At 34.9% G+C, this 12718-nt stretch carries 11 protein-coding genes and 2 pseudogenes; 8 read left to right on the top strand and 5 right to left on the bottom strand.

Annotated features, from left to right (window positions below; translation table 11 throughout):
* Positions 1–19 precede the first annotated feature (19 nt).
* On the bottom strand, positions 20–1363 hold the full coding sequence (gene tnpC / locus OPR58_RS04585) for an IS66 family transposase (RefSeq protein ID WP_265022247.1): 1344 nt from the start codon (positions 1361–1363) through the stop codon (positions 20–22).
* Positions 1364–1878: 515 nt separating this feature from the next.
* Between tnpC (OPR58_RS04585) and OPR58_RS04580 the strand changes: the two genes are divergently transcribed.
* The 4 genes and pseudogenes from OPR58_RS04580 to OPR58_RS04565 form a co-directional block, all read left to right on the top strand.
* A complete protein-coding gene (locus OPR58_RS04580) occupies positions 1879–2187 on the top strand; it encodes a hypothetical protein (RefSeq protein ID WP_264704516.1) in 309 nt (102 codons plus the stop codon).
* Between the two features lie 29 nt (positions 2188–2216).
* Positions 2217–2827: pseudogene (locus OPR58_RS04575) on the top strand (transposase); the annotation flags it as partial.
* Between the two features lie 107 nt (positions 2828–2934).
* A complete protein-coding gene (locus tag OPR58_RS04570; protein ID WP_265022212.1) occupies positions 2935–3894 on the top strand; it encodes an IS5 family transposase in 960 nt (319 codons plus the stop codon).
* Between the two features lie 44 nt (positions 3895–3938).
* A pseudogene (locus OPR58_RS04565) lies at positions 3939–4164 on the top strand (transposase); the annotation flags it as partial.
* Between the two features lie 297 nt (positions 4165–4461).
* On the opposite strand, the gene ftsA reads toward OPR58_RS04565, so the two are convergent.
* Positions 4462–5700 carry a cell division protein FtsA gene (gene ftsA, locus OPR58_RS04560; protein ID WP_265023087.1) on the bottom strand — a complete coding sequence of 413 codons (1239 nt, stop codon included), beginning with the start codon at positions 5698–5700 and terminating at the stop codon, positions 4462–4464.
* Between the two features lie 137 nt (positions 5701–5837).
* On the opposite strand from ftsA, the gene def reads away from it, so the two are divergent.
* From def to OPR58_RS04545, 3 genes are all read left to right on the top strand, one after another.
* On the top strand, positions 5838–6377 hold the full coding sequence (def, locus tag OPR58_RS04555) for a peptide deformylase (protein ID WP_010403849.1): 540 nt from the start codon (positions 5838–5840) through the stop codon (positions 6375–6377).
* Positions 6367–7140 (top strand): uracil-DNA glycosylase, encoded by a 774-nt coding sequence (locus OPR58_RS04550; RefSeq protein WP_064085643.1) that lies wholly within the window; start codon positions 6367–6369, stop codon positions 7138–7140. Before def ends, OPR58_RS04550 begins: the two co-directional genes overlap by 11 nt.
* A 446-nt stretch (positions 7141–7586) precedes the next feature.
* Positions 7587–8114, top strand: coding sequence for a demethoxyubiquinone hydroxylase family protein (locus OPR58_RS04545; RefSeq protein ID WP_265023086.1), 528 nt, complete (start codon positions 7587–7589; stop codon positions 8112–8114).
* 131 nt (positions 8115–8245) lie between these two features.
* Here the strand turns inward: OPR58_RS04545 and OPR58_RS04540 are convergent, their stop codons facing one another.
* Both OPR58_RS04540 and OPR58_RS04535 read right to left on the bottom strand, forming a co-directional pair.
* Positions 8246–9001, bottom strand: a complete 756-nt coding sequence (locus OPR58_RS04540) for a hypothetical protein (RefSeq protein ID WP_265023085.1) — start codon at positions 8999–9001, stop codon at positions 8246–8248.
* Positions 9002–9021: 20 nt separating this feature from the next.
* Positions 9022–9489, bottom strand: a complete 468-nt coding sequence (locus OPR58_RS04535) for a hypothetical protein (RefSeq protein ID WP_265023084.1) — start codon at positions 9487–9489, stop codon at positions 9022–9024.
* 237 nt (positions 9490–9726) lie between these two features.
* Here OPR58_RS04535 and purF point away from each other — a divergent pair, with 237 nt between their 5' ends.
* Positions 9727–11112 (top strand): amidophosphoribosyltransferase, encoded by a 1386-nt coding sequence (gene purF / locus OPR58_RS04530; RefSeq protein ID WP_264375095.1) that lies wholly within the window; start codon positions 9727–9729, stop codon positions 11110–11112.
* Between the two features lie 251 nt (positions 11113–11363).
* Here the strand turns inward: purF and tnpC (OPR58_RS04525) are convergent, their stop codons facing one another.
* A complete protein-coding gene (gene tnpC / locus OPR58_RS04525; RefSeq protein WP_265022247.1) occupies positions 11364–12707 on the bottom strand; it encodes an IS66 family transposase in 1344 nt (447 codons plus the stop codon).
* Positions 12708–12718 lie beyond the last annotated feature (11 nt).

Genomic DNA, 12718 nt, shown 5'->3' with positions numbered 1-12718 from the left:
GTTCACGGAATATTCCCAATTAGGCAGGAATAGCGACTAAATTCTGTAGTTTCTGGACAGGATTCTGATCATTCAAACGTGCAGTCAAAAATATCGAAAGCATTCTTTCAATGAACTTTTCTCCACGTTCTGACCAAGTGAAAAAACTATTTTTACGATAAATGACGTACCGTCTAGCCTGACGTTCTGCAAGGTTATTGGTTGTCTCGATCAGATCAGGATTGCGCACGAATCTCCACATCATATCTTCAGAACGTAGTATATTGGCAGCCATTCTCGAGGCCTGAGTTCCTTTTGCAACCCTTGTTATCTCTCGCAAAAAATGTTTCACCCTTTTTCGAATCTTCCTCATTAACCGGAAAAATCTTAAATTGTCTATCAGGTTTTGTTTACGTGCTCTATCTACCACAAATACCCTGTTGCTCAGCGATTTTAATGCTGCGCCAATTCTGCTCACTTCAACATTTTTACTGTAAAAAAACCTTTCAAAGTCCCTTGCTAAATGGGCCCAGCATATCTGTCTGTTTTCACGATTAAAGTAATTATACGCAGCATACCTATCGCTTATAACTATTCCATCATACTCTGGCAATAGCCCTTTTAATATCTTCTTTCCGCGAGATCCAACTAACTTCATAAGTGTTGCTGTTTTATTCGTTACTACCCAACTCCAACCTTTCTTTCCCTGGTTCCTATGGCTTGTTTCATCTATATGTAAATACTTGCTTTTCCGTAGCTCTTCTCTTATTTTTTCGTATTCAGATATACATTTTTCTGATACTCTACCCTCGGTCTTTGATACCAAACCTAGGCTTATATTCAGATTAAATATGCTGCTCAAAATTTGCTGTACTTCCCTTTTTGAATTGATAAAAAATCCACTAAAACTGCTAATTACTGCTTTTGCATTAGCTCCTAAAAGATCCCTTGTCACACCTTCAGGCAGACTAGCTGAGATCCTTTTCTTACACGCCTTACAGTAGCCTTTTTGTAGCCTATATTCAGTCACTATCGGTTTAATTTTTGGCAATTCAACCTTTTGATGCACAGTTTCTTCTTCTAAAATAACTTGGCTTCCACACATGCAAATTGTATCAATTGAACATTTTACCACCTCATCTGCTACCATCAATTCCCGCTTGTGCGCTTCATGTCCTGGCTGCCCGCCTGGTTTTTTATCGCTCTTCTTTTTTGTCTTTTTGCGATATACATCTTGCGATGGTGGCAGCGATGAATTTTTTGAATTTAAACCCAGCTTATCCTCTAGCTCAATTATTTTTGTCCTTAACTTATCATTCTCTGCTTTCAGAGTACCAACTTCTGACTCCAATACCACAATCTTTTCTTGTAGCACCTCTATCATCAACCCCTCATCTATCTAGTTTATTGTTTTTTATACTAATTATGCAATTTTTGTAAACTACTTTCTTATACCGTGAATGGACAAAGTTGATAAGCCTAAACGCCATCATGTCTTTAGGAGAGTCTGCTAATGAAGGCTCTTAAGTTGACGCCATTGCGTGAACGGTTACGTCGGCAGTTCGAACCTGTCATCGCCCATTAAATGGAGAGTTTTTAGCCAAAATTTAAAATACAAAAATACACTAAAAACTAATCAAATAAACACGGTATCTCACTGTCAATATTTACCCATAAAAACTCTATATTTTACATAATCTATTAAGAATACTCTCTATTTCTCTACAATATAGGGTATTTTTCAACAATTTAGATAGAGTAAACAAGTCAATAAAAGAATTTAATTTGACAGTAGAGAGAGGTTTGTTTTGAAAAATATTTTAGATTGAGAAAAATTAGTGCTAAGTTGCAAAAATCTTTTTTTTAACAGTATACTGTAATAACACTAAGGTACTAGTAGTGACAGGGATTACACAAGAAAAATACTCATCAAAAACTCTAGCATCAGAACTGCAAAATCTTCCAGAACCTAGAGCAAGTCTTAATTCAGCTTATGAAAGCAGTGATATTGATGAGAATATTATTTTAGAACTTCCACTCAATAATTTGCTTTGTCTATTAGAAGCTCCTAAAGATGGCGACGAAGGAAGAAATGCTCGGTCAGGGTATCAAACATGCATAGATTTTATAAGAACTCATTATATTGTAAACGAGCAAGAAATAAACTCTAAAAGTATAGCTCTTTTCATAATAGTCCAAACGAGGTAAAATAAGGTTTTATAGTAGTGAAGGTAAGGATGCCAGCAGCATATAGTTATAAAAAAAGCAATGGAAGCACTAGAAGAAGGAGAAAGCAGGGAAACGGTGGCAGCAAGATTTAAAATTGGAAGAACTACGTTATGGGAGTGGCAGCAAAGAAGAAAAGAAACAGGAGATTTTCAGTCAAAAAAACTTGGAAATGGAGGTTATAATCACAAAATTACTGACTGGAATAAATTTACTGAATTTGCTAAAAAATATGGTGGTATCGGAAATGGCTAAGCTTTGGAGCAATGTTAGTATCCCAACGATCCATCGAGCTCTTAAAAAAATTGGACTCACACGCAAAAAAAGACATATAGATACAAAGAAAGAAACGAAGAAAAACGCGCTGAATTTTTGAAAATTATAGCAACAAAAGAACCTCAAAACTTAGTTTATATAGATGAGTCTGGCATTGATAACACCGAGTTATGGATATTGCCAGAAGGGACAGAGGTTTTATGCTCTAAAATCTGGTAAAAAAATTCAACGAATCAGTATGATTGCAGCCTTAAACGGCAGAAAAATAGTTGTTCCGTTAACATTTGAAGGCCACTGTAATATGGATATCTTTAATAAATGGTTTGAGCAGTTTTTGACACCGATTGGCTTTGTTGCATAGCTAGTGTTGGTTGAGGTTATTGTAAGGAGAAAAGCTTATGGTTACTAACGCATTTTGTTGTAAAATAGGCATTTTTCAAACAAGTATAACTTATGCCACAAAAAATGAGAGTAAGTAACCAAAGAGAATATAATGAGTTTCTAAAAAAAAGAGGAAATGTTTTTCATTTTGTTAATCAAGCCATAGAAAATTGGTATGAAAATAGTCCAAAAGTTGCAGGTGGCAATAACACTTATAGTGATAAAGTTGTAATTTTAATACACATAATAGTTCATCTTTTTAGAATTGGCTTGAGACAAGCTGTAGGTTTTGTAAAAGGTTATATGGTACAAATAGGCAAAAAACTTAAGATTATCAGCTATACACAAGCTTCCAGAAGATTTAAAAAGCTTAATTTGAAGATTGATGACCATAGAAGCAATAAAGATGATCTGGAAAATGTTGAAATTGCCGTAGATAGCACTAGAGTTAGTATCTACAATAATAACGGTGGGCATAGTAAGCTTAATATTCGAAAAAGAAAATACAGTGGTTATGGTCAAGTAAGAAAATTACATGTTATTTTAAACATAAATGATAAGAAAGCAATAAGCATGAACTACACTAGTGGTGTTGCTGTAGACTATTTGCCGGTCTGCGATATGTTAGAAGAAGTCAGTGATAAATATAACATTTGTTCTATTCGAGCAGATGCGGCTTATGATATAAAAAGTGTGTATAAAGAATGCAGAAAATACAATATTGTGCCTATTATTCGCCCTAGGAAGGATACTAAAATTTGTTTAGCTGACTACTTATCAGAAAGAAACAAGTATATTAGTAGAATTAGGTCATATGAGAATTATGAAGATGGTATTAATGAATGGAAGAAAAAAGTTAAGTATGGAGCACGGTCTTATATTGAAGTCTTTTTCTATAGGTTGAAGCAAATATTTGGGTTTGGCTTGAAAAATAAATCAGAGGTAAATCGTGAAAAAGAGCTGTTAATTAAGTGCTACTTACTGAACAAATTTACTGATATTGGTATGGCTAAATTTAAATTAGCTGCGTAAGTTCATTGTGATTTACATGCCTATCAGTGCTATGCAACAAAGCCACACCGATTTTGAAACCTGGACAAACTGTTATCCTTGATAATGCTACTTTTCATAAGTCTAATAAGATTTGCTAAAGGAGTTGGCGCAGAAATTTTATATCTACCGCCTTATTCTCCCGATTTTAACAAAATTGAGCATCATTGGTTTGCTATAAAAAACAGAGCTAGGAAAAACATCCCTCTATTCACATCTTTTCGTCATGCTGTTGATTCCGCTTTTCTATAAGCTTTTCGGACTATTATGAAAAGAGCTATAAATGGCTGTTTTATAATGAATTTTGTCAGTCACTGCCAGTTCTTTTCACTTGAGCGATGCAACAAAGACCACTGGGATCCAGCCTGTTTTATCTTTTATCATAGAATGAGACGTTCAGCATATTCATCTTTTTCCATTACCATATCATAAACAATCATTCCATGGGAGCGCATAATTTCAGGTGTATGATCACGAATCAATTTATCAATCTTGAAATAATTTTCTTTATACTTCCTTTGACGGATATCAAAACTTTATTTGGTAAAATCAAACCGTGACTTTCGATTTAACCCAATTATACAATTTACTCATTTTACCATCTTGACCGAGCATTCCAGAGTTATTTTTATAAAAAGTGTCAACTATTAGCTTGATAGAGCCTATGGCAGCAGAAAATACGGGATTTTTATCATACTCGCCATCAAGGCCACTGAGAGACTCAGGGCATCCAATGCGGACTTGTTTGTTGAATATATAGCTTGCAATCTCTTTCATGCTTGTGAGTTGACTGGTTCCACCTGTGAGCACTACTTTATTGATTGGATCTTTTTGTTCTTGAAATTGTTCTCTTACCAGTTCAAATATCTCCTCAACTCTAGGTCTTATGATGTCAATAAGTTCGGACTTGGGTACTCGAGTCGGTTCATCATTTTCACTGTTTTGCAGTGTAATATATTCGTTCTCATCTATTGAAGTTACGACAGTGCTACCGTATAGTATTTTTATGCGTTCAGCATGCTCTATACTTGTGCATAGTCCATAAGCTATATCTCGAGTGATGTGAATGCCGCCAATTGGAATGCTGATTGTGTATATAAGCTTTCCTCTCTTAAAAATTCCAATTGCAGTACACCCACCCCCTATGTCAACAATGGCAGTTCCTAGCTCTTTTTCATCTTCACTTAGACAGGCAAGGCCTGCAGAATATGCGGAAGCAATACAACCAGCCATACTTATCCCGCTATTATTAGTTATACAATTTTCAATGTTGGTAAGCGCTGGACGCGAAGCAGTGACGACATTAACATCAGCAGATAGTCTTTTTCCGTACAATCCACCAACCTCTTTTATATCAGTCATGTCATCCAAGTGATATTTCAGTGGTATATTGTGAATGATAACATTTTCTTCGATATATTTCTCAAACGTCTGAAAGACTACACGTTTTATATCTCGGTCTGAAATTTCGTGATTAGCTGCAATAATTTCGTTATATACGTTAAAAGATGAGACTCCACATCCGGCTACATTCACATATATCTGGTCTATAGTCTCTTCTGATACTTGCTCAGCTAAACCTATAGTTGATGAAATAGAGTAACTTGCATGCTTTGCATCAGTTATTGATCCACCGCTTATACCTTCTGCACTTTTATAACCCGTTCCTATTATTTTATAGCTGAAGTTGCTATTGATCTTAACAATGAGACAGATAATTTTTGTTGTACCTACGTCTAAAACGGCAAAAACATTTCGCTTTGGTTTTATTATTACTGCAGAGTACATTAGTTGACCTTATGACACAATTCCATTCAAATTGTAGCTTCCTTTAATAATTTATATTTCTATTAAAAATACAGCAACATTTTAATATACCCAAAATACTGTACAAAGGAAAAAATAAAACATAAAATTTTAATTTTATGTCTAAATTGCCAATTGTAATTGCCCCTGATGAAAGGTTAACTACACGTGCCAGTGAAGTAACAGATATAAACGATAAAATTAAAGAATTAGTAAACGACATGTTCGAAACTATGTACCATGAAGATGGTCTTGGCCTTGCTGCAGTGCAAATTGGAGTGATGAAGAGAGTTTTTGTCATGGACGTTCAGCCAGAGAAGGCTGAAGATGGGCCAGCAGGATATGAATCAACTGGCAAATTTTGCATGATTAATCCTGAAATTACAGAATTATCGGGTGAACAAGTAATTCTCAAAGAAGGGTGCCTTTCAATTCCAGAGCAAAGCCATGAAATTAAGCGTCCAAAATATTTAACTGTGAAATATAAAAATTTAAATAACGAAGAACAGACGCTAAAAGCTAGTGGTTGGCTTGCAAGGTGTATTCAGCATGAGTTAGATCATTTAAATGGTATATTATACGTTAGACATTTGTCTAAATTGAAGTACGATATGGCTATGAAAAAAGCTCAAAAGGTTAAGAGGCACTATGAACAATGAAGATCTAGAATTGTTGAAGTTCTATCATGAAGTGGGTGTTGACTGCACGCTAACTGAAGGTGAAGAGGAAAAAAAAGTGGAAAATGAGAGAGCTGCACAGTCTTCTGTCATCGAGCAGAAAAAAGCCATGTTCCCAAGTGACTGGATCATTGAAGCAAGGAAGCTTGCAAGTGAATGTGGTAGTGTAGATGAACTAAGAAGTGCAGTTAAGTCATTTGAGGGTTGTGAAATAAAAAAAACTGCAACTAATACTGTTTTTTCTGATGGTAATCCGAATGCAAAAATCATGCTTATTGGTGAAGCACCAGGAGCAAATGAAGACCTGAAAGGCATACCATTTTGTGGTGCAAGCGGAATGCTGCTCGATAAGATGCTCGGTGCAATTAATCTGGACCGCACTAAGGTATATATAAGCAACACCGTGTTTTGGCGTCCACCAGGTAATAGAAAACCAACTGATCTAGAGCTTGATATGTGCAGACCATTTGTTGAGAAGCATATTGCTCTTGTTTTACCGCAGATTCTAATTTTAGTTGGAGGAATTGCATGTTATAGCCTTCTTGATAACACAAAGACTATATCGAACTTGCGTGGCAAATTTCATACTTATACTAACCAATATTTATCTCATGCAATTACCACAGCCGCTATATTTCATCCAGCCTATCTACTTCGTCAACCAGCACAAAAACGCTTAGCTTGGGAAGATTTAAAGAAGATTAGAGAATATCTTGATAATACCAATAACCACACGGACGTTTAGCTCACTACTCGTTGTCATCCCAGTGCCGGCTAATTGCATTAAATATTGAAAAATTTACTAAACAGAGAAAAAGGCAAAAGAAAATCTATCAGCTACTACCTATTTTTTTAATTGGCGTTTTTCATTGTATTAAATGCTTTGATAAGCGCATTTTAGCTTATGTGGGTAAAAGTTTTATAAAGACATAGAGTGCACATAGTGCAAAAAATTAAACATCAAGTATATTGAGCTTTTTGTCGTTTTATCTGCACAGACTAAAGATAAATAATATATCTTCACCCTTATTTTAAGGAGAATGGCGGAGTCCGTCAAGTAACTCTTGCCGTTGCTATAGCTGCTTGAGTTCCTGTAATCACAATGTTGGTGCAATGCACGCATGGAATTTTATTTACTCTATAATATGTTGGTTTATAGTAGTACTAATGCAGAAATAAAGGGAGGAGACATTGGAAAGCAATATAAAAAAATTGAAAGGAAATTTTTTAGAACAAGCAATTAGAGTAAATCATGCTGGCGAATATGGAGCCATTTGCATTTATTCCGGTCAAAAATTTATTCTTAAAAAATCTTCCATAATTGACAAAATAATTAAAATGGAGGAGCAGGAAAAAAAACATTTCCACTATTTTAATGAGAAAATCAAGGAGCAAAGAGTTCGTCCTACTGTTTTGTTGCCAGTTTGGGGTGCTTTAGGGGTATCACTTGGTGTTGTAACTGCCATGATGGGTAAAAAAGCCGCTATGGCTTGCACTGCTGCAGTTGAAGAAGTGATCGGAGAGCACTACAAGGAGCAAGTCTTACATTTAGAAGATGGGGAATTAAGAGAAACTATAAGTAAATTTCGCGATGAGGAATTAGAGCACAGAGATATTGCAATTCAGCACAATGCCGAAAGCGCACTTGGCTACAACGTTTTATCTTTGTTCATAAAAACAAGCTGCAAAGCTGCTATTTACCTCTCTAAATTGATTTAATCAATCACTATTTGACAACCAACCACATTTGCCTTTAGTTCTTGTGCTAATTGCTGCCCCATATCCTCTACTACAATCGAATGCGTATGAATGTTTATAATTAATTTCTTAATTATTATCCTAAAAATACATTAATTTAATTCCCTATTAGAGTTTTCTTGTTGTTGTAAACATGTTTGCATAAGACTAGTAGATGGAACGTTTTTAATAGTCTGAGTTAACTCCTCAGGAATATTTTCAAAACTCTTGCCCATAACTTCTAAAACACTTTTCCCCTGTATAAGATAATTCCCTCCAAAGCTTGATTTGTTTTCTAACTTGCTAAACCTTATTTTGCTTTTCTCATCAATTTCTACTACCATTTTGTTACCATCTTTCCGTAGATAAATACTAATCTCTCCTATTTTAGTAGTAAAAAATATTTCAATACCACCTTTTAAGATATCTGTGTAATTTCTTTTTCCATCTTCTGTAATTTCAACTTTTACTATACTTTCCTCAATCTGAAATATGCCAACTTCTAAATCCTTAGCTTTTTCATTATTTAAAGTTCTCGCAGTTTCAACAATACTACCTTGTGGATACTTAATATAAAAATATTTATTATCTACTTCTACTTCAAGATCATATTTATCAATTTGCTTGTTATTTTCTTTCACAATACCTTCATATGCTAGACCCTCTAGCATTTTTTTCTTACTCTTACATTGTTCGTTAAGATCATTTAAATAATTAGAGCCGTAATATCCGCCTTCAATATCGCTATAAAAAGATAATCCTTTTTCTACCCCACCTTTTAACACTAAATTACGAGTGATCTTTTGTATGATATTTTTTGTAGTTGAATTGTGTGGATTTGCATGAAAGCGATTAATTAATTCTTCCATTTTTTCAAATATAAAATTTGTTACAGTCTTATTATCCTTACCGTAATATGAGTTAATCTTATTCCTTGATTTAAATAACCCTCTATTATGCGTTCCATGTACTTTAAAACGCTTTCTTGCTCATCGTGTTCTGTTATACCTTTTATCATCTCATCACAAAATTTTTTAACTAGAATTTGTTCATCTGTAGTCAATGGTATTTGCAATTTCGTAGAAGATGAGTCTCGCTCAAAAAGATAAATTATTGACAATTCTTCTGCTCTTTTAATAAAGTCATAACTTCTTAGATATTCTGCAACATCTTTGTTTTTTGCGTACCTTTTCTTGATTAAATCCATATGCCTATCTTTACGACTTATAGTCGGTAATTTTGGATTTGATGAACTACTCTGTTGACTATTGAAGAAGCTGTTAGAGAACTGTTCAGGTTCTAAAATAAGATTACTTTCACCTTGTTTACCTACTTGCTTAGACATATTATATACCATAACCACTAAAACTTTTTAGTGATTACTTCAATACATAGATAAGTCAATAAAAATATCTTTTTCTCTTCAGTGCTAAAAAATTGTCAAAAATCTCAAAATTGGTTAATTGCATATAACCTACTTTCTGGTATACATCAAAACTACCGTAGAAAGCTTCAACTTTGAAAGGGATTAACAAATAAAATTCTTGTACTTTGCCTCTACTAAAGTACAATCAGGCTTTATTTAATATTTTTCATGCTTGATGAAGTACATGAGGAGTGCGGGGTATTTGGCATAAGTTATAACCAAAGTGCTGCTTTTAACTCTATACTTGCTCTCCACGCTTTGCAGCATAGAGGTCAAGAGTCTTTTGGCGTAGTAACCAGTAACAACGATAAGCTGCACTCTTATCACTTTCAAGGCCAAGTGAGCAGTGTATTTGATGATATAGATGAAATAAAGAAATCCTTACCTGGGGATTGTGCAATAGGTCATGTTCGATACTCAACAAGTGGTAGTAAATTTGGAGTGCAGCCCATGTTTGGCAAAAGTGGCAAATTTGGGGATTTTGCCATAGCACATAATGGTAATTTAATTAATATTTCTCCGATACGCGAACAATTAATTAAACAAGAGTGCGTTTTTCAGTCAGATATTGATACAGAAGTAGTAGTGCATCTGACAGCAAGCAGTGAAAAAGATAGCTTTTTAGAGAGTTTTATATATGCATTAAAGCAAATACAAGGTGCTTATTCTTTTGTGGCAATCAATCAAGAAGTAGTTATTGGAGTACGTGATCCATCTGGAATCAGGCCTCTTGTTTTAGGAAAGTTAAACGGTTCTTACGTTCTTGCATCTGAAACTTGTGCTCTTGATATAATAAATGCAGAGTTTATTAGAGAAATAGAACCAGGCGAATTAGTTACCATCAGTTCGGATAGTAAGCTAGCCTCAATGTTTCCTTTCCCACAGCAAAAATCAAGTTTTTGTATTTTTGAATACGTTTACTTCTCGAGACCAGACAGCATAATGGAGAAGAGGTCCATATATGATATAAGAAAAGAAATAGGAAGAATACTTGCAGAAGAGAGCCCACCAAAAAACAATGTAGATATGGTTGTACCAATACCTGATTCTGGAATACCTGCAGCTATTGGATATGCAAAGCATTCAGGATTACCTATGGAACTGGGGATAATTCGTAATCATTACATAGGAAGAACTTTTATACAACCCACCGCTGAAGTACGTAAAGTTAGAATAAAATTAAAATTCAATGCTAATAAGCACACTTTGAAAGGCAAAAACATAATTTTAATAGATGATAGTATAGTGCGTGGTAGTACGCTCAGAAATATAATAGTTATGCTAAAGGATGCGGAAGTAAAAGAGATTCACCTCAAAATTTCAAGCCCACCAATTAAGCATTCTTGTTTTTATGGAATAGATACACCAGATTGCAAAGATTTAATTGCTGCGACTCAATCTATAGAAGAGATAAAGGAAAGTATAGGAGTAGATAGCTTAGCCTTTTTGAGTATTGATGGGCTATACAGAGCTGTTAAAGCAGAAAAACGTAACAATGCTACACCGCAATATTGTGATGCTTGTTTCACTGGTGACTACCCAATTGGTAAGTAATCTATTATTAATGAAGGTGAGGTTTTTTCTATGTTATATTAACAGTTTTAAAAATAGATTTTTTGCATAACCATATAGTTTTTGCCTGGGCGTCATTTGAGTGAAAACTACTTTACAAATTTCGTCATTCCCTTTACTATGATACTAAGAGTATTTGTAACCGTTCACGGATTGTGAGAATGAATTAAAGAACTAAGCAGTGACAGCTACTAGATTCTGTAGCTTTGTAACCGTTCACGGAATATTCCCAATTAGGCAGGAATAGCGACTAAATTCTGTAGTTTCTGGACAGGATTCTGATCATTCAAACGTGCAGTCAAAAATATCGAAAGCATTCTTTCAATGAACTTTTCTCCACGTTCTGACCAAGTGAAAAAACTATTTTTACGATAAATGACGTACCGTCTAGCCTGACGTTCTGCAAGGTTATTGGTTGTCTCGATCAGATCAGGATTGCGCACGAATCTCCACATCATATCTTCAGAACGTAGTATATTGGCAGCCATTCTCGAGGCCTGAGTTCCTTTTGCAACCCTTGTTATCTCTCGCAAAAAATGTTTCACCCTTTTTCGAATCTTCCTCATTAACCGGAAAAATCTTAAATTGTCTATCAGGTTTTGTTTACGTGCTCTATCTACCACAAATACCCTGTTGCTCAGCGATTTTAATGCTGCGCCAATTCTGCTCACTTCAACATTTTTACTGTAAAAAAACCTTTCAAAGTCCCTTGCTAAATGGGCCCAGCATATCTGTCTGTTTTCACGATTAAAGTAATTATACGCAGCATACCTATCGCTTATAACTATTCCATCATACTCTGGCAATAGCCCTTTTAATATCTTCTTTCCGCGAGATCCAACTAACTTCATAAGTGTTGCTGTTTTATTCGTTACTACCCAACTCCAACCTTTCTTTCCCTGGTTCCTATGGCTTGTTTCATCTATATGTAAATACTTGCTTTTCCGTAGCTCTTCTCTTATTTTTTCGTATTCAGATATACATTTTTCTGATACTCTACCCTCGGTCTTTGATACCAAACCTAGGCTTATATTCAGATTAAATATGCTGCTCAAAATTTGCTGTACTTCCCTTTTTGAATTGATAAAAAATCCACTAAAACTGCTAATTACTGCTTTTGCATTAGCTCCTAAAAGATCCCTTGTCACACCTTCAGGCAGACTAGCTGAGATCCTTTTCTTACACGCCTTACAGTAGCCTTTTTGTAGCCTATATTCAGTCACTATCGGTTTAATTTTTGGCAATTCAACCTTTTGATGCACAGTTTCTTCTTCTAAAATAACTTGGCTTCCACACATGCAAATTGTATCAATTGAACATTTTACCACCTCATCTGCTACCATCAATTCCCGCTTGTGCGCTTCATGTCCTGGCTGCCCGCCTGGTTTTTTATCGCTCTTCTTTTTTGTCTTTTTGCGATATACATCTTGCGATGGTGGCAGCGATGAATTTTTTGAATTTAAACCCAGCTTATCCTCTAGCTCAATTATTTTTGTCCTTAACTTATCATTCTCTGCTTTCAGAGTACCAACTTCTGACTCCAATACCACAATCTTTTCTTGTAGCACCTCTATCATCAACCCCTCAT

Origin of the sequence: Wolbachia endosymbiont (group B) of Ischnura elegans, from assembly GCF_947251585.1 — a bacterium.
GTDB lineage: Bacteria > Pseudomonadota > Alphaproteobacteria > Rickettsiales > Anaplasmataceae > Wolbachia.
The sequence above is the reverse complement of the archived record's forward strand: the minus strand, read 5'-3'. Positions and strand labels throughout refer to the sequence as shown.

Coding starts and splice junctions, on each gene's coding strand:
- tnpC (WP_265022247.1), bottom strand. CDS start 1,363: ATGATAGAGGTGCTACAAGAAAAGATTGTGGTATTGGAGTCAGAAGTT.
- OPR58_RS04570 (WP_265022212.1), top strand. CDS start 2,935: ATGCCACAAAAAATGAGAGTAAGTAACCAAAGAGAATATAATGAGTTT.
- ftsA (WP_265023087.1), bottom strand. CDS start 5,700: ATGTACTCTGCAGTAATAATAAAACCAAAGCGAAATGTTTTTGCCGTT.
- def (WP_010403849.1), top strand. CDS start 5,838: ATGTCTAAATTGCCAATTGTAATTGCCCCTGATGAAAGGTTAACTACA.
- OPR58_RS04550 (WP_064085643.1), top strand. CDS start 6,367: ATGAACAATGAAGATCTAGAATTGTTGAAGTTCTATCATGAAGTGGGT.
- OPR58_RS04540 (WP_265023085.1), bottom strand. CDS start 9,001: ATGGAAGAATTAATTAATCGCTTTCATGCAAATCCACACAATTCAACT.
- OPR58_RS04535 (WP_265023084.1), bottom strand. CDS start 9,489: ATGGTATATAATATGTCTAAGCAAGTAGGTAAACAAGGTGAAAGTAAT.
- purF (WP_264375095.1), top strand. CDS start 9,727: ATGCTTGATGAAGTACATGAGGAGTGCGGGGTATTTGGCATAAGTTAT.
- tnpC (WP_265022247.1), bottom strand. CDS start 12,707: ATGATAGAGGTGCTACAAGAAAAGATTGTGGTATTGGAGTCAGAAGTT.